The sequence below is a fragment of the Actinomadura sp. DC4 genome (genome assembly GCF_030406325.1).
Taxonomy (GTDB): domain Bacteria; phylum Actinomycetota; class Actinomycetes; order Streptosporangiales; family Streptosporangiaceae; genus Actinoallomurus.
Genome location: NZ_JAUEQY010000038.1, coordinates 21,403 through 37,482, shown reverse-complemented (window position 1 = coordinate 37,482; position 16,080 = coordinate 21,403). Strand labels below are relative to the sequence as shown.

The following is a 16,080-nucleotide window of genomic DNA, read 5'->3' as shown; positions in this document are numbered from 1 at the left end:
GTCCTCAACCGGTGCAGACGGGCCGCTCGCGCCGGTCGGAGGCGTTCTTGGGCAGGTGCAGGAGCGGCAGGTCCGCGACCTTGCCGCCGCCGTTCATCTGCCCGCAGATCGGCCGGTACGTCGCGGCGCCGTGACCGTCGACGGTGACGCGGACGAGGGTGAGCCCCCGGTTGCCCGGCCCGTACGAGTCGTGGGCGTCCTTGGTGAAGTCGACGGTGCCGGTCGCGGCGCCGGTCCACACGAGGGACGGCAGCTCCAGCAGGACACCGCCCGAGGTGACCGCCCGGCTGCCGGGGCTCACCGAGTCGTCGGGTGAGGTGAGGTCGAGGGTGGTGAACGCCTTCTGCGCCGCCAGGGCGAGCACCGACGTCGCGTCATAGGTCAGCGCCATCTGACCGTCCGCCAGCAGCGTCTGGTCCGTCGAGGCGATGCCGAGGTCGTTCCGGGCGAGCGTGAAGAAGGGGTTGCTGCGGTCCCGGCCGTGGGCGGTGAGGTTCTTCGGATAGGTGGCGCTGGTGAAGTAGACGTTGATCCCCGGCGGTAGCGCGACGTCCTGGCGGCCGCTGCCGAAGTGCGCCCGCGCGATCTCGTCGCCGCCCAGCAGGGTCAGCGGCCGTTTCGCGCACCCGCCGCCGCCCAGATTGTTGATCACGTTGTAGAGGTCCTCGGCGCGGCCGGCGAAGTAGATCAGGTCGTACGGGTCGTCGGCCGCCGCGGTGCACGCCGTCCTGACACGCCCGCCGATGTCGCCCGCGCTGTTGTAGCGGACGGCCGTCGTCTCGTCGGACCCGAGCTGCTGCTGGGCGTCGGCGGCCAGCTCGGCGCTGTAGTTGTCCTTCGCGGGAGTGCTCCGGTCGTCCTTCAACGGAGCGGGCGCGTGCGAGACGATCATCGTGTGGGCGGCGCGGCGCCCGAGCGCCTCACGCGCCGCGTACGCCGCGAGCACCGCCTCGTCGTGGTCGGTGGCCGCGAGCCCGTAGTAGTGCGACAGCATCGGCAACTGGTCGGAGGAGTTGACGGTGTCCACGACCGCCAGCCCGGCGTGGTTCAGCCGGGTGATCGCGTCCTGGGAGGCGTCGGTGTTGCGCTCCATGCCGACGACGCCGACGATCGTCGGGTCCCGTCGTGCGAGGGCGAGGATCTGGTCGGCGACCTCTCGCGAGAAGTACATGTTCTCGCCGACGTTGACCGGCAGCAGGCGGATCTTCGGCGGGTTCCCGGCCGAGCCCGGCCCGCCGGTGTGGTTGTTGCCGAGCTGGGCCAGGTAGGCACCGGCGAGCGATCGGATACCGCTCACCACGCTTCCGTCGTGACCCTCGGCGGCACTCAGGATGCCCGCGTAGAGCACGGTCACGTACGGCTGGCGCAGGCCCGCGATGGCCTTGTTCTCGCGCTCGATGCGGCTCTGCAGGTCGGCGAGGGTGAAGTCGCCGTGGGAGAGAGCGAGATCCGCGGTCTCGTGCGGCCGCGCGCGGTTGCCGTCGATGCCGATGCTGCCGGTTCCGCGGTCGAAGCGGACGCCGTCGGTCGCGACGCCGACGCACTCACGGCTGCCGTCGGCGTCGGTACGCAGCCGGGAGTCGGTGTTGGGGGAGAACGGGAAGCCGACGTGGCAGTACTCCGACGTCAGGCGCATGTGGAGGTAGGACATCCCCACGGCCGTCACGAGCAGCGCGGCCACGAGAGACCGGCGCGACCAGAGCCAGGTCCAGCGCGGGCGCCGTCGTACCGGCAGCGGGTTGGCCGGGTTGCGGCCCGGCCGCCGGGGCGGTATGGGCAGCCGCAGCACCCAGGGCAGCGGCACCTGCTGGCTGGGCGCCTGTGCGATGCCGAGGGACGCCTCCCAGTCGCGGTAGCGGTCCTCGATGGAGACGTCGGTCTCGTGCTGGGGCGCCGCGAGTTCGTCGAGCTCGTGACGGTTTGCGTGGTCGACGGAGGCGATCACCAGCAGCGGATGAAGCTCACTCCGCCGGCTGCGGATGTCGCTCATCGCCGACAGCAGCTCGATGCCGCCGTTCTCCTTCGTGATGCCGGCCAGGAACACCACCGGCGGCACCGGCCGCTTGAACCCGCGAAGGTTCGGCGACAGCCTGCGGTGCGCCGCGCGGAGGTCCTCCAGGAAGGCGAAGGACTTCAGCTGCAGCCGGAACTGGTCCGCGCCACGCTTGGCGGTCATCCGGCCGAGCACCCGTTTGAGCCTGTCCTCGAACCCGGTGCCGCCGAGCACGGAGAAGAACGAGGAGGTGGCGAACCAGCGATAGCGCGTGCCGAACCCCAGCCGCGTCAGGACGGGCAGCCACAGCCGGCGCGTCAGCAGCCCGGCGGCCAGCAACAGCAGGGCCACCAGCACTCCGGCGCCGACGAGCAGGACGGCCATCGTCACCTTGTCGGCCAGGCCCTGCGCGAAGCCGCCCAGCAGGGCGGCGGCGACCACGCCGATCGTGGACCACCAGACCGGCGCCTTGTTCGGACGCCGGGACGAGGAGGACAGCGCGTCCGCGGCGCTCCACTCGTCGGCGGGGCTCGTGTTGTTCTCGCGGGCGCGTTCGATGGCCCGCTCCAGGGACTTGACCAGGTTGGAACGGGGAAACCGCAGCGGTCCGATCTCGGGCCGGGCCGACCGCCAGGCGCTGGACTCGGACATCGTGTCGAGCAGGGTGAGTTCCGCGTCTTCCGCGTCCGTGTCGAGAATGGGGCTCGTGTGCGGGATGCGGGCCTCGACGGCGGCCTGTTCGAGCGCGTCGACGTACGCGCCGACATTCGCCTGAGGCTCGGTGGCATCGAGAACGATCACGGGGAACGGCTGGCCGCTCAGCCGCCAGGACCTGACCGCCATCAGTGAGCCGAAAAGGGCGAGGAGCTGGCGGCCCTCCTCGGTGTTCAGCACGTACCCTTCCGGCGGCTCGATGCCCGGGGCAGTGCCCACTCTCCGGTCCCTCCCGTTGTGATGGCCTGGTCGGAGCGTATGCGTTGACGCTGCTTTGTGTCAGGTCATTGTGTATATATCGTCCTTGAGTGCTAGTCCTATAAGGGGCCTTCTGAGCGTCCATAACCGACGTCGGCAACGCCGTGATTACTTTGAGAGGGTAATTCGCGCCATTGTGTCGCGTGGTGGCGGTTATCCGGCCGAGTGTGGCGGAGTGCAAATGGAGTAGGGGCCGTTCACTGCGAAGCATATGGTTATTTATGCCTTTATTCAGGGATGCTCCGGGCCTGACGCCTTGCGGGGGTCGCGATGACCGGCCACGGCGCCGACGCCTGCACCCAGGACCAGGGCCGTGTACGGAAGGCGATCCGGGACAAGGTCCGAGCGGCCGGGCTACGGCTCGACTTCCGTTTCGTGGGCTACAAGACCCCCGCCGGCCAGCGGATTGCGTGTCCGGGCTTTTTCGTCGCCTACGGTAAACAACCCATGTTCCCGGGAGTCATTCCCCTCAAGCTCGGGCTGCCTCGTGCGTCGCAGTGGCGTGAAGAAGGGGAGGGCACCTCGTGCCCCGGCCACCCGGGCCTCGAACCGGCACAGGAGCCGAGCGAAGGCGTCAGACTCCTCGCGAGTGGCACCAAGCCGATCGGCGGCCTACCGTGAATGGCGCGTGCCCTGTCTCAAGAACGGCTCCCCGGACAGAGGACCGCCCGCCGGCGTCTCCGGTACGGAGCGGATCTGGTACATGGCGCAGGCCAAGATAATGGTCGTCGACGACTTCGGCACCCCTGGCCTCGGCCCATCCTGCAGAAGGCCGACCGGCACTGAGCCCGGCCCGGCCGTGCGAGTCGCCGTGAAATTCGTACCATCCCGGCGTATCCGGCTTTATGATCTTCGTCGCTGAGCCGGGGGAGCGGGAACGATGACGGGGATTTCAACGATGGCATCGCAGGATGAGCGGATCGCGTACCGAAGCCACGCCGTGTGGTTCTGGCCGGTGTTCTGGCCGGTCGCCATCGCGCTCAGGTGGTTTCTCGGCTGGGACGCCGGAGGGCCGATGGTCCTGTGGATCCCCGGCATCGCGCTCCTGGAGACGAACGCGATCCTGACCGCCCTGCGCGCCAGGCGTGGCCTGACCCTCGCCGCGGACGAGATCACCTGGCACAAGTACGAGATGCGCCTCTCGTGGTCCAACGTGACGGCGGTCGAGCAGCGCGGTCGCCGGCTGGTCGTACGCGTCGGCGAACCCGGCCAGGCGCTGGAGGACGTGGCGCTCCCCGCCCGCCCGGAGGTCCACGCGAACCTGCGGCGGTTCGGCGCCCCGATCGCCGTGCGCGCCGGACGCCTCGCGCGCCCGGCGGCGGAGGTCGTCGAGATCGCCGGCCGGCTGCGGGAGGCGTACGAGCCGTCCTCGGGGCTCAAGGGGTTCCTCATCCGTGACACCCCACCGGAGCAGGAGCGGGCCCGGCGGTCCGCGCGCCTGTGGATCACGCTGGCGAGCCTCGGCCTCGGGGTGGTGCTGTTCGGCGCCGTCATCGTCAACATCGTGCCGTCGAGCCCGGACCCGGAGATCGCCTTCGTCTTCAAGCGGACCACCGGCCCGGGCTACATCGACCAGGTCCTCCACATGACCAACTACGGGCTCACCGCCACGGCGCCGACCCTGGGGTTCGTCCCGCTCGACCGCGCCGGGCACGTGCTCCCGGGCGTCACGGTACGGACCGCGTACGGGAGCGACCGCGGGCTGGTGGTCCTGCCGCCCCGCTCGCCGGGGATCGACGTGCTCGCCTTCGACGGGCCCGGCTTCCGCGACGTCGCCGACGTCAGGGTGACCGTACGACACAGGGACCGGTTGAGGCGGCCGGCGAGCGCCGCCGAGGAGCTGCACGCGCGCCGGTTGCTGGGCACCCGGTTCACCGAGGCACCCCAGGACTTCGACACCCTGCTCCTGCACAACACCAATGGCGTCGCGGTCACGGTGCGGATGGTGTGCATCCTCTGGGAGGACCCGCCTCCCGGGGCCGCCCAGCAGATGCTGCGCAGCCTGCCCATCGGCGGGCTGGTCTCGATCGCCGCCTTCGACGAGATCCGGGTGCCGGTGACCGGGCCCGTACGGAGCCTGGCCAGAGGCTGCGGAAGCGTCAAGGTCTACTACTCACGGCCGGCGCCCCCGGTCGGCGCGTAGCGGCTAACGGAACATCCGGAACAGGCGGAGGAGCCCGCCGGCCAGGGCTCGCTGTACGGGCATCGTGTCGGCCATCCGCAGCACCGACCAGGCGGACCACAGGCGGGTCTCGGTCACGTGGTGCGGCGAGCCGTGCACGTCGTCGTGTTCCAGCACGGACAGTCCGGGCACCTTCCGCCGCAGCAGGTCTACGTCCTCGGCGGGGATGATCTCGTCTCGGCGGCTCGCCGCGTAGTGCACCGGGATGTCCAGCGCGGCCAGCTGGTCGTCGGTCAGGGCCCACGCGGCGAGGCGGTCGGGCAGGTCGGCGCGTTTCGTGCCGGTCAGGTGGGCGAGGGTGTCCATCGTGACGTCCGGCACCTGCCGCTGCCACGCGGCGTCGGTGAAGAACGCGCGAACCGGCGCGCCGGTCGTCACGATCCCGCGGATCCGCCGGTCCTCCACGGCGCAGCGCATCGCCATGTGCCCGCCGAAGCTCAGCGCCATCGCGTACGTACGGGAGACGTCCGCCCGCCCCTCGAGGGCGTCCAGGAGACCGGACAGCATCCGCCGGCTCTCGGGCGTGTAGCGGAGGGTGTTCTCCCCGACGCCGGGCATCTCGGTGACGACCGCGGCCATGCCCAGGCCCCGGATGGCGTCGAGCACCGGCGCCCACTGCTCCTTGACGCTGACGATTCCGCCCATGATGAGGACGAGGGGCCGGGGTTCGGGCGACGACAGGCCGGTGGCCCAGGCGCCGACCCGTCCCCCCTCCAGGTCCAGATCGAGTCGCGTAACGTCCTTCTGGCCCTGCCGCCACTCGTCGAAGGACTCCACGCACCGCCGCAGCGCCTGGAGCCGCGCGGGGCCGTCCACGTACGGGAACCGGGCCATGTTGTAGCGCCGGCACGCCTCCAGGGGGCGTGCCGCGAACTCCTCCGCCGCCCGGCTCCACTCACCGGCCCACGAGCCCGGACCGCCGTCCTCGTCGCTGTCGATGCGGTCGAGAACGTCCCGGTAGCGGCGGATGTTCTGCGCCCGCGCGTGCACGGTCGCGAACTCCTTCAGCTCACCGACGTCATTCATTGAAAGCCTCCAGGCCGTCCTTGATGTCCGCGAGCAGGTCGGCGGCCTCCGCGCCGTCGATCACCCGGTGGTCGAACGCCAGGCTGAGCCGCATCGCCGGGACGATCACCACCTCGCCGTCCCGCGCGACGGGCCGGTCGGCGATCCGCCCGACCCCGAGCGTGATCGTGGTCCCGCCCACCGAGTGGAAGCCGTCGACCGGGCGGTGCCCGAGGGAGGTGACCGCGAAGGTCCCCAGCATCTCCGGCCGCCGCGCGAGCGGGCGGGCGGCGAGCCGGAACACCGTGGACCCGAACGGCCAGGGCATCCGGTGCAGGGCGCGGACCCCGGCGAAGTCCGGCATCGTGGCCGGGTCGCCGTCGCGGTAGCGGTCCACCTCGGCCTGCACCTCGTCCAGACCTGCCCGGTCCAGGTCGGGGAGTACCGCCGACAGCACGATCCGGTGGCCGTTGAGCGTCCGGTCCAGGGTGAGCTTCCCGGAGACCGTGTCGAACCGTGCGATCTTCGGCCGGCGCCGCCCGCGGATGGCCGCGTTCGCCTCCGGATGCTTGCTGAGAGCGCGCGCCGCCGCGAGCAGCACGTACGTGACGACCGAGTACTTCCGGCCGGCCGCGGCCCGGTGCCCGGTCACCGCGGTCATGTCGATCTCGGTGTCCAGGAACACCGGCGCGAAAGAGCGGACCTCCTCCAGGAAGTGGAGGGTGTGCCGCCGCTCGCGCGCGACCGGTTCGCGTCTCATGAGACCGCCTTCGCGTAGATCTGTTCGAGGCTCGCGGCGTCCAGCAGGTCCGGAAGCGACAGCGGACGGCCGGTGCTGCGCTCCAGCGCGGTCAGCAGGCTCAGCAGGTGCACCGAGTCCCATCCGGGCAGCTCGTCGAAGCTCTTGCCGACGTCCGCGGGTGTCACGTCCAGGCCGATCTCGTCGCGTACGAACACGGCGAAGTCGTCGATGGTCATGGGGTCCTCCCGTTCAGGTTCTCGGTCAGGTCGATGTGCCCGGGGGCGGGCACGATGTCGGCCAGGTCGTGCCGGTACGTCACCGCCGTGCCGTCTTCCGCGACCGGCCGGAAGCCGTAGCGCGGATAGAAGTCGCGGACCACGCCGTTCCTGGCGGTCGGCCGGTAGACGCCGTACACGGCGGTGGCCCCCGATTCGCGGGCGGTGCGCAGCACTGCGGACAGGCCCGCCTGCTCGATGCCGCGCGAGAACACCCGGCAGCTCAGCAGGAAGTTGTCGATCGTCACGGCGTCGCCGTCCCGCGAGGCGAAGACCGCCCCGACCAGCCCGCTGTCCCCGAACCGGTCGGCGGCGCGGATGGCGATCGCGTACGCCGACGGGTCCTCGACCAGCGCCCGGACCTCGGCCGGCTGAAGCCGCCGGGTGGTCAGGTTGAACTGGTTCGTACGGAGGGTGAGCTGTGAGACGCGCGGCACGTCGGGCTCCTCCGCCGCCGAGACGCGTACCGTGATCCGCAGCTCGCGAAGGTAGTCCTCGATCGAGTCGAAGCCGTCGAGGAAGTCCTTGCGGGTCAGCTCGTCGCGGTACCGCGCCACGCGCGCGCGGTCGTCCGCGGTCACCGTACGGACGTCGAACCAGCCGTCGGCGAGGAGCCGCTCGACGTGCCGGGCGGGCTCGTCGTCCACCCGCACCACCGCGACGCCGGGCAGCTCACGCCGCACCAGCCCGCACTCGTACGCGCTGTCGTCGACGAACACGAAGGCGTCCACGCCCAGGTTGAGCGCCTCGGCCAGCTCGCGGAGGTTCTCGTGCTTGGGCCGCCAGTTCGCGACGACCCGGACGAAGTCCTCCTCGCGCAGCGTCATCCCGGGATGGTCGCGGAGCACCGCGCGTACCGGCTCGGGGTCGTTCTTGCTGACCGCGGCGAGCAGCACGCCCTGCGACGCGATCTGCTTGGCCACCCGCTGGAAGGACCGGAACGCCTCGCCGCGGTGCCCGTCGGCGACCTCGATGCCGTCGGCGCCGTCCTCGCCGAGCACCCCGCCCCACACCGTTTCGTCCAGGTCCAGCACCAGGCACTTCTTGGTCCGGCCCGCGACCTCACGGGCGAGGTGGCCTACCTCGCGGGCGTACCGGGCGAGCAGGTCCGGGGACAGGTGCGCCTTGGCGTAGGCGTCCAGCCGCGGGTCGTGCGCCGCGACGCCCTCGGCCAGCAGCGGGTCCAGGTCCAGCACGACCAGTTCCGTACGGGTCTCGGCGAGGCGGAGCAGGCGCGCGTTGGCCTCCCGCCACACGGCGCCGAGGAGGGCGCGGGAACGGTGGTCGGTGAGCTGGGCGGCCAGGTGGCGGGGGAGCGGCAGGGTGTTGAGCACGAGGGTGCCGCGCCCGGCCTCGGCGAAGCGCCCGGCCAGCCGGGTGAGCAGGCCGAGCTTCTCCGCGGCCACCCGTTCGACGTCGGCGGGCCGCCACGGCACCGGCACCTCGTCGAACACGACCGCCGGGTCGAGGACGCAGAGCGTCAGGTCGGCTCCCGCCGCGTACAGGTCGCTGCCCGGGTCCGACAGGTCGAAGACGTAGCCGTCGAAGCCGGAGACGCAGGACCGCAGGACGACGCCGTGCCGGGCCAGCTCGGCGGTCAGGGCGGGAACCAGCGGCGCCAGCGTCCCGTGGCCGGTGATCGCGACGGTGACGACCGGCACGCCGGGATGCTCACGGAGTACCTCGTCCGGGTCGAGTCGCGCGAGCAGGTGGCCCGCGCGCAGGAGGTCGGGCCCGGACAGGTCCGCCAGCACCCCGGAGACCTGCGGATACTCAGCGGCGAGGCGCCCGGCCCGGTGCAGCTCGCCAAGTCGGCCCGCGCTCATGGTCACCCGGCCTCGAACGCCAGACCGGCCTTGATCCACTTGCTCGACTCCACGGCGACCAGGACGGACCGGTCGCCGGGCGACATGAGGGGCAGGGCCTGTTCGAGCTGGAGGAAGGGCAGCGCGTTGCCGTTGTTCCCGGTGTCGGCGACGCAGCTCACCTCCCGCGCGTCCGGCACGGCCATCCGCTCGCTGATCCGCTGCGTCATCCGCCCGGAGAGCTGCGGCGGCAGCAGGTACGCCAGCTCGCTCCGCTTCCAGTCCAGGTCGGCGAGCATCTCCTCCAGGATCTCCACCGCCATGTCCGGCACCGACTCCTCGATGGCCTTGTAGTCCTCGAGGACGCCGGGCCGCTCGTCGCCGCGGTCGGCCATCCCGAACCAGTCGACGACCTGCCCGGGCGGCCGGTTCATGCCGGTGAGCCGCAGTAGCACGTGTTCGATACGGAGCGGGAGCCCGGCGCCGGGATCGACGCTCATCACGGCCGCGCCCGCGCCGTCGCCGAACAGCACGCCGTTGACCTGTTCGGCCGGCGGCCGCCCGGCGAGGTCGAGGTTCACGTCGAAGTGCTTGGCGCAGACGTCGCCGCCGAGGACCAGCGCGGTCCGGTGCCGTCCGGTCAGCAGCATCTGCCGCGCCACGTCGAGCGCCTGGACCGCGCCCGTGCATCCCGACTGCAGCTGGTACGCGGGCACCTCGTTGATGCCGAGCCGGTCGGCGATCAGGTTGACGGTCGCGGGCATGAGCGCGTCCGGGGTGGCGGTGCCCATGACGACGAGGTCGACCGACGCGGCGTCGACGCCCGCGCCGGACAGCGCGCGCCGTGCCGCGGCCTCGCCCAGATCGGCGAGAGAGCTGCGCTGCTCGCCGGTCTCCAGGTCCAGCGCGAGGTGGCGGACGCGGGTGCCGACGAAGGACTCGACCCACTGCTGCCAGACGGCGCCCTGGTTGAAGCGCCGGGCGAGCGCGGCGTTGTCGATCGGCGGGCCTGGCAGGGCGGTCCCGACCGAACGGATGTACGTGTCAGGCATCGCTCCAGGTCCTTCCGTACGTGCTCTTCATCGTCGGTGGCATGGCTAAAGCGCCTCTTGCTCGTCGGCGGGCGCCCCGAACCAGGTGGTCAGCGCGGTACGCAGGCCCTCGTCGTCGGTACCGTCCGCGTCCACCCAGGCGACGTGCCCGTCGGGGCGGACGAGCAGGCGCGCTGCGTCGAGGCCGGCGACCGGCGTGGCCGCGACGAGGTCGACCCGGTCCTCCCACCTGGAGATCCCCCCGGAGCCGTCGCGGAGGTCGAGCACGACGCCGCGCCCGTTACGGAGCGTGGCCGCGAGGGTCGTCTCACCGTCCGCGGTCTTCAGCGGCGCGTCGGGCACCGGGGCTCCGAGCAGCGGATGCGCCGTCGCCCCGGTGTGCTCGAACGGGTAGCGGACGTCGGTGATGACGCCGACGAGGTGCCGGTTCACGTCCGGGAACCGGACCAGCTCCTCGAACAGCTCCCGCAGGGGAGCGACCCGCTCCGGCGGGTGCAGCAGCGCGAGCTGCGCCTCCGCGCTCACGCACGCGCGGCGGCCGACCGCGTGGCGTTCGGTCTGGTAGGTGTCCAGCAGACCGGCCGGGGCCTGCCCGCGTACCTCGGCCGCCAGCTTCCAGCCGAGGTTCACGGCGTCGTGCAGGCCGGTGCTGACGCCGTGGCCGGCGGCGAAGTAGTGGACGTGCGCGGCGTCGCCGGCCAGGAACACCCGGCCGTCCCGGTAGCGCGCGGCGAGCCGGGTGCGGTTCGTGTATCGGTACGCCCAGGTGGGCGGGCCGAGCTCCTGCTTCTCGCCGGTGATCCGCTCCGCGGCCGTGCGCAGCTCCTCGACCGTGACCGGCACCTCCGGGCCCGGCGCGTCGACGCCCAGCTCCATCGTCATCGTGCGCACCCAGCCCTGCTTGTACGGGTGGGGCGTCCTGGCGAACAGGCCGCCCGGGTAGGTGGGAGAGGCGGGCTCGGCCGAGGCGTTCTCGTAGTCGGCGAGGACGCCGTACCAGGTGATGCCGCTCTGCGGCGCCTCGAACCCGGCGAGACGCCGGACGGCGCTGTCCTCGCCGTCGCAGCCGACGAGGTAGCGCGCGTCGATCCGGTACTCCTCGCCGCCGGACCGTACGTGGACGGTGACGCCGTCCTCGTCCTGCGTCACGCCGGTCAGCTCGTGCCCGCGGCGGATGTCGGCGCCGACCTCGCGCGCGCGTTCCTCCAGCACCGAGACCGTGTGCGTCTGCGGGACGATGAGGGAGTACTCGTGTTCGAGCAGCGGCTGCAGGTCGAGCCAGAAGTTGGCGAAGTGGATGAGCGGCCACTTGACGAACGCGTCCCTGCCGATGCGCTCCATCAGCCCGCGCCGCTCCAGCAGGTCGACCGCCCGCGCGTGCAGCATGGTGGAGCGCAGGTTCGAGCCGGTCTCCCGGTCGTGCTCCTTCTCGAGTACGACCGTGTCCACGCCGGCCATGCCGAGCTCGCTCGCGAGCATGAGTCCGGCGGGACCGCCGCCGGAGATGACGACCGTGCAGTTCATGAGGTGCTCCTTTCGTGCGCCAGCTCGGCGCGCAGGTATGAGACGAGGGCGGCCGGCGTCGGCGTGTCGAAGATCGCCGCGGCGGGGATCTCCCGGCCGACGACCGCCGCCAGCCGCCGGCTGAGTTCCAGCGAGGTGAAGGAGGAGAAGCCGAGTTCGAGGAACCGCTGGTCGGGCGCGATCGTGTCCGGCGCGTCGTGGCCGAGGACCGCCGCCGCGTGCGCGCGCACCAGGTCCAGGACGAGCGCCTCCTGCCCGGCCTCCGGCGCGGCGGCGAACCTGGCCCGCCACGCCTCCGCCTCGCGCGCCAGGCCGGCCGTGTCCGCGGAGGCCGCCTCGGCGGTCCGGCGCACCTCGGGAAGGTCACGCAGCAGGGCGGCAGGCGGGCGACCCGCCTGGGCCGCCCAGTCGACGTCCGTGACCAGGGCCGTGGGCCCGTTCCGCGCCGCCGCCGGCGCGAGCGCCCCGATCACCTGCTCCGCGGACGGGCCGTCCCCGGGCGCCGGCAGGCCCCAGGCGACGACGGTCGCGGGCCGTCCGGCCTCGCGGCGCCGCCGGGCCAGCGCGTCCAGGAACGCGTGCTCCGGCGCGTGCCGCACGGCGTCCGGCGCGCCGACCAGGCCGACGATCGAGGGGAGGATCAGGAACGCCGCCAGGTCGTGGTCCCGGGTCAGCTCGTCCAGGTTCACCGCGGCTCGTACGGTGCGGTCCGGCGGGTCGTCGGCCTCCGGTGCGCCGAACGGGTCCCGCAGGCCCTCGGGCACGAAGACGACGCCGGTGAGCGGACGCCCGGCCGGGATCGCGTCGAGCAGGGCGGCCAGGGCGTCCCGGTCCGCGGGGTCACAGGCGGCGAGCGTGGCGGGTGAGCCGTCCAGCGCGTCCCGCACCCGGTCCAGGCCGGAACCGCCCGCCGAGTCCGCCACGAGCAGATGCCCGGCGCCGTTTCCGGCCAGCCACCGCGCGACGGGCGCACCGAGCGCCGCGACGTCCCCGGCGAGCAGCACGGTGCCGTGCGGTTCCCACTCCTGCCCGGCCGGGCAGCCGGGCGGTTCGGCGTGCGTCAGCCGCCGGACGAAGACGCCGGGCCCGCGTAGCGCGACCTGGTCCTCGCCGCCGGTCAGCACGGCCGCCAGCCGTACGGCGGCGGGTCCGTCGAGGTCGTCCGGGAGGTCGATCAGCCCGCCCCACCGCCCGGGTTCGCGCCGGCCGAGGCACAGCCCGAGCCCCCAGACCCGCGCGTGGTCCGGGTTCGCGGCGGGATCGGCCTGGCCGGCCGCCACCGCGCCGCGGGTCGCGAGCCACAGGGGCGCCGTGACCCCGGCGTCGCCGAGGGCCTGCCAGAGGGCCGGCGTCGCGGCCGCCCCGCCGGTCTCGTCGAACGCCAGCAGCGACAGCACCCCGTCCGGGAGCTCCGTCCCGATCCGGCGTGCGAGCGACGCGGCGTCCGGCTCGCCGGGGGGCACCTCGAGCCGGACGACGCGGACGCCGCCATCCGCCAGCGCCTTGTCCAGGACGGTCCCCGGGCTCCCCTGCGGGGCGACGACGACCCAGGTGCCGCCCGGCGGCGCGGCCGGCGCGGCGGCGGCCGGGCGCCAGTCGATCCGGTACCACCACCGGCGCTGCCTGCGCCAGCCCGAGAGCGCCGGCAGCAGGTCACCGAGGGCGCGCCGGCGGTCCGCCGGCAGCCGGAGCGCCGTGGCGGCCTCGGCGAGGTCCTCGCGTTCGACCGCGTCCCAGAAGCGGGCGTCGGCCGGGTCCGCGCCGTCGCGGGCCGGCGGCGCGTCCAGCCAGTAGTGCCGCCGCTGGAACGCGTACGTGGGCAGCGGGACCGGCCGGGCGCCGCGCCCCTCGAAACCGGCGCGCCAGTCGACCGGAACGCCGCGGACGTAGGCCTCGGCCAGCGCCGCGACCATCGCGGCGGGCTCCGGCCGGTCCGCGCGGAGCACTGGCACCAGGACGCGGTCCCGGCCCGGGGAGGCGCCGCTCAGGCAGTCGCGTCCCATGGCGGACAGGACTCCGTCCGGGCCGAGTTCGACGTAGGTCGTGACGCCCTGGTCGTCCAGGCAGCGCATGCCGTCCATGAACCGCACGGTCCGGCGCACGTGCTCGGCCCAGTAGCCCGGCGAGCCGAGATCCTCGGCCGTGGCGAGGCGCCCGGTCACGTTCGAGACGACCGGGATCGCGGGCGGCGCGTACGACAGCCCCTCGGCGACCGTGCGGAAGTCCTCCAGCATTGCGTCCATGCGCGGGGAGTGGAAGGCGTGGCTGACGTTCAGCCGCCGAGTCCGGCGCCCCTGGCCCTTCCAGCGCGTCTCCAGCTCCAGCACGGCGTCCCGGTCGCCGGAGACCACCAGGGAGTCCGGCCCGTTGACGGCGGCGAGGGCGACCTCGTGCTCGCGGCCCTCCAGCGCCGGCAGGATGCTCTCCAGCGGCGCCCGTACCGAGACCATGGCGCCGTCGGCGGGGAGGGCCTGCATGAGGCGCCCGCGGGCCCCGACGAGCGTCGCGGCGTCGGCGAGCGACAGCACGCCCGCGACGTGCGCGGCGGTCAGCTCGCCGATCGAGTGGCCGAGCAGGACGTCCGGCCGCAGGCCCCAGTGCTCCACGAGGCGGTACAGCGCCACTTCGAGCGCGAAGAGGGCGGCCTGGGTGTAGGCCGTCCGGTCGAGCAGCGCGGCCTTCTCCGACCCCTTCTCGGCGAACAGCACGTCGCGGACCGGCACGTCGAGGTGCTCGCCCGACCGCTCACAGGCCGCGTCCAGGGCCTCGGCGAAGACCGGGTACGCGGCGGCCAGCTCGCGGCCCATGCCCGGCCGCTGGCTGCCCTGCCCGGTGAACAGGAAGGCCACCCGGCCGTCACGGGCCGCGACGCCCTCGACCAGGCTCGCGTGGGGTTCGCCGTGCTCCAGGGCGCGCAGGGCGGCGTCCCCGGCGTCGACCAGCACGGCCCGGTGGTCGTGCGCCGTACGGGTCGTGACCAGCGACAGGCCGACGTCGGCCGGGCCGGTGCCGGGGTGTTCGGCGAGGAACGCGCCGAGCCGGCTCGCCTGCGCCCGCAGCGCCCCGTCCGTGCGCGCCGACAGCACCCACGGCAGCGGGCCCGCAGTGTGCGTGGCCGCCGGGCGTTCCCCGGCCGCCGCACCGGGCTCTTCGAGGATGACGTGGGCGTTGGTGCCGCTGATGCCGAAGGAGGAGACGCCCGCGCGGCGCGGGCGGCCGTTGCGCGGCCAGGGGATCGGCTCGGTCAGCAGGGCCACCGAGCCCGCGGACCAGTCCACCTCGGGCGAAGGCGCGTCCACGTGCAGCGTCGCGGGCAGCGTCTCGTGCCGCATCGCCAGGACCATCTTCATCACGCCCGCCGCGCCGGCCGCCGCCTGGGTGTGCCCGATGTTGGACTTGATCGAGCCGAGCCGCAGCGGCTGGTCCGCGGGCCGTCCCTGCCCGTACGCGGCGATCAGGGCCTGCGCCTCGATCGGGTCGCCGAGCGTGGTGCCGGTTCCGTGCGCCTCGACGGCGTCCACGTCCGTCGCGGTCAGGCCGGCGTCGGCGAGCGCCTGGCGGATGACCCGCTGCTGGGAGGGGCCGTTGGGCACGGTCAGGCCGGCGCTCGCGCCGTCCTGGTTGACCGCGCTGCCGCGGATGACGGCGAGAACCGGGTGCCCGTTCCGCTCGGCGTCGGACAGGCGCTCGACCAGGAGCAGGCCGACGCCTTCGCCCCAGCCGGTCCCGTCGGCGGCCGAGGCGAACGACTTGCAGCGCCCGTCCGGGGCCAGCCCGCGCTGCCGGCTGAACTCGATGAAGATGCCGGGCGTGGCCAGCACCGTCGCCCCGCCGGCGAGGGCCAGGGAGCACTCGCCCTGGCGGAGGGCCTGGCACGCCTGGTGCAGCGTGACCAGAGAGGAGGAGCACGCCGTGTCCACGGTGACGGCGGGCCCCTCCAGCCCGAAGGTGTAGGCCAGCCGCCCCGACGCGACGCTGCCCGCGCTGCCGTTCCCCACCAGCCCCTCGAACCCGTCCGGGACCCCGTTCATCAGGCGGCCGCTGTAGTCGGAGTACATGATCCCGACGAACACGCCGGTACGGCTGCCGCGCAGCGAGGCCGGGTCGACGCCGGCCCGCTCGAACGTCTCCCACGCGGTCTCCAGCAGCAGCCGCTGCTGGGGGTCGGTGGCGAGCGCCTCACGCGGGCTCATGCCGAAGAACCCGGCGTCGAAGTGGTTCGCGTGGTGCAGGAACCCGCCTTCGCGCGCGTACGTGGTGCCGAGCCGGTCGGGGTCCGGGTCGTACAGCCCGTCGAGGTCCCAGCCGCGGTCGGACGGGAAGCCGGAGATCGCGTCCGTCTCGGAGGACACCAGCCGCCACAGGTCGTCCGGGCCGTACACGTCGCCGGGGTAGCGGCAGGCCATCCCGACGATCGCGATCGGTTCGGGCGTCCCGGACTCCAGCTCGGCGATGCGCCGCCGCGCCTTGTGCAGGTCCGCGGTGACCCACTTGAGGTAGTCGGTCAGCTTCTCTTCGTTGGTCATGAGT

10 protein-coding genes are annotated in these 16,080 nt (G+C 73.2%); 2 read left to right on the top strand and 8 right to left on the bottom strand.

Features of this window, described 5'->3' with window-relative positions; translation table 11 throughout:
* Positions 1-4 precede the first annotated feature (4 nt).
* On the bottom strand, positions 5-2,926 hold the full coding sequence (locus tag QWU11_RS40950) for a hypothetical protein (RefSeq protein ID WP_290119963.1): 2,922 nt from the start codon (positions 2,924-2,926) through the stop codon (positions 5-7).
* A gap of 309 nt (positions 2,927-3,235) precedes the next feature.
* On the opposite strand from QWU11_RS40950, the gene QWU11_RS40945 reads away from it, so the two are divergent.
* Together QWU11_RS40945 and QWU11_RS40940 are read left to right on the top strand one after the other, a co-directional pair.
* The gene (locus QWU11_RS40945) at positions 3,236-3,586 is read left to right on the top strand and encodes a hypothetical protein (RefSeq protein ID WP_290119962.1); all 351 of its coding nucleotides are present in this window, start codon (positions 3,236-3,238) and stop codon (positions 3,584-3,586) included.
* A 277-nt stretch (positions 3,587-3,863) separates the two neighbouring features.
* Positions 3,864-5,108 (top strand): hypothetical protein, encoded by a 1,245-nt coding sequence (locus QWU11_RS40940; protein ID WP_290119961.1) that lies wholly within the window; start codon positions 3,864-3,866, stop codon positions 5,106-5,108.
* 3 nt (positions 5,109-5,111) lie between these two features.
* On the opposite strand, the gene QWU11_RS40935 is transcribed toward QWU11_RS40940, so the two are convergent.
* The 7 genes from QWU11_RS40935 to QWU11_RS40905 are packed head-to-tail and all read right to left on the bottom strand — an operon-like array spanning position 5,112 to position 16,076.
* On the bottom strand, positions 5,112-6,173 hold the full coding sequence (locus tag QWU11_RS40935; RefSeq protein ID WP_290119960.1) for an alpha/beta hydrolase: 1,062 nt from the start codon (positions 6,171-6,173) through the stop codon (positions 5,112-5,114).
* Positions 6,166-6,912, bottom strand: a complete 747-nt coding sequence (locus QWU11_RS40930) for a 2-oxo acid dehydrogenase subunit E2 (protein ID WP_290119959.1) — start codon at positions 6,910-6,912, stop codon at positions 6,166-6,168. Before QWU11_RS40930 ends, QWU11_RS40935 begins: the two co-directional genes overlap by 8 nt.
* A complete protein-coding gene (locus tag QWU11_RS40925; protein WP_290119958.1) occupies positions 6,909-7,130 on the bottom strand; it encodes a phosphopantetheine-binding protein in 222 nt (73 codons plus the stop codon). The genes QWU11_RS40930 and QWU11_RS40925 overlap by 4 nt, the downstream gene beginning before the upstream one ends.
* A complete protein-coding gene (locus QWU11_RS40920; protein ID WP_290119957.1) occupies positions 7,127-8,995 on the bottom strand; it encodes an HAD-IIIC family phosphatase in 1,869 nt (622 codons plus the stop codon). Before QWU11_RS40920 ends, QWU11_RS40925 begins: the two co-directional genes overlap by 4 nt.
* 2 nt (positions 8,996-8,997) lie before the next feature.
* On the bottom strand, positions 8,998-10,026 hold the full coding sequence (locus QWU11_RS40915; protein ID WP_290119956.1) for a 3-oxoacyl-ACP synthase III family protein: 1,029 nt from the start codon (positions 10,024-10,026) through the stop codon (positions 8,998-9,000).
* 45 nt (positions 10,027-10,071) lie between these two features.
* Positions 10,072-11,550 (bottom strand): FAD-dependent monooxygenase, encoded by a 1,479-nt coding sequence (locus QWU11_RS40910; protein WP_290119955.1) that lies wholly within the window; start codon positions 11,548-11,550, stop codon positions 10,072-10,074.
* The gene (locus QWU11_RS40905; RefSeq protein ID WP_290119954.1) at positions 11,547-16,076 is read right to left on the bottom strand and encodes a type I polyketide synthase; all 4,530 of its coding nucleotides are present in this window, start codon (positions 16,074-16,076) and stop codon (positions 11,547-11,549) included. The genes QWU11_RS40910 and QWU11_RS40905 overlap by 4 nt, the downstream gene beginning before the upstream one ends.
* Positions 16,077-16,080 lie beyond the last annotated feature (4 nt).

Excerpts from the sequence above, each read along its gene's own strand:
- QWU11_RS40930 (WP_290119959.1), bottom strand. The coding sequence starts at position 6,912 with ATGAGACGCGAACCGGTCGCGCGCGAGCGGCGGCACACCCTCCACTTC.
- QWU11_RS40915 (WP_290119956.1), bottom strand. The coding sequence starts at position 10,026 with ATGCCTGACACGTACATCCGTTCGGTCGGGACCGCCCTGCCAGGCCCG.
- QWU11_RS40935 (WP_290119960.1), bottom strand. The coding sequence starts at position 6,173 with ATGAATGACGTCGGTGAGCTGAAGGAGTTCGCGACCGTGCACGCGCGG.
- QWU11_RS40940 (WP_290119961.1), top strand. The coding sequence starts at position 3,864 with ATGGCATCGCAGGATGAGCGGATCGCGTACCGAAGCCACGCCGTGTGG.
- QWU11_RS40920 (WP_290119957.1), bottom strand. The coding sequence starts at position 8,995 with ATGAGCGCGGGCCGACTTGGCGAGCTGCACCGGGCCGGGCGCCTCGCC.
- QWU11_RS40925 (WP_290119958.1), bottom strand. The coding sequence starts at position 7,130 with ATGACCATCGACGACTTCGCCGTGTTCGTACGCGACGAGATCGGCCTG.
- QWU11_RS40945 (WP_290119962.1), top strand. The coding sequence starts at position 3,236 with ATGACCGGCCACGGCGCCGACGCCTGCACCCAGGACCAGGGCCGTGTA.
- QWU11_RS40905 (WP_290119954.1), bottom strand. The coding sequence starts at position 16,076 with ATGACCAACGAAGAGAAGCTGACCGACTACCTCAAGTGGGTCACCGCG.
- QWU11_RS40910 (WP_290119955.1), bottom strand. The coding sequence starts at position 11,550 with ATGAACTGCACGGTCGTCATCTCCGGCGGCGGTCCCGCCGGACTCATG.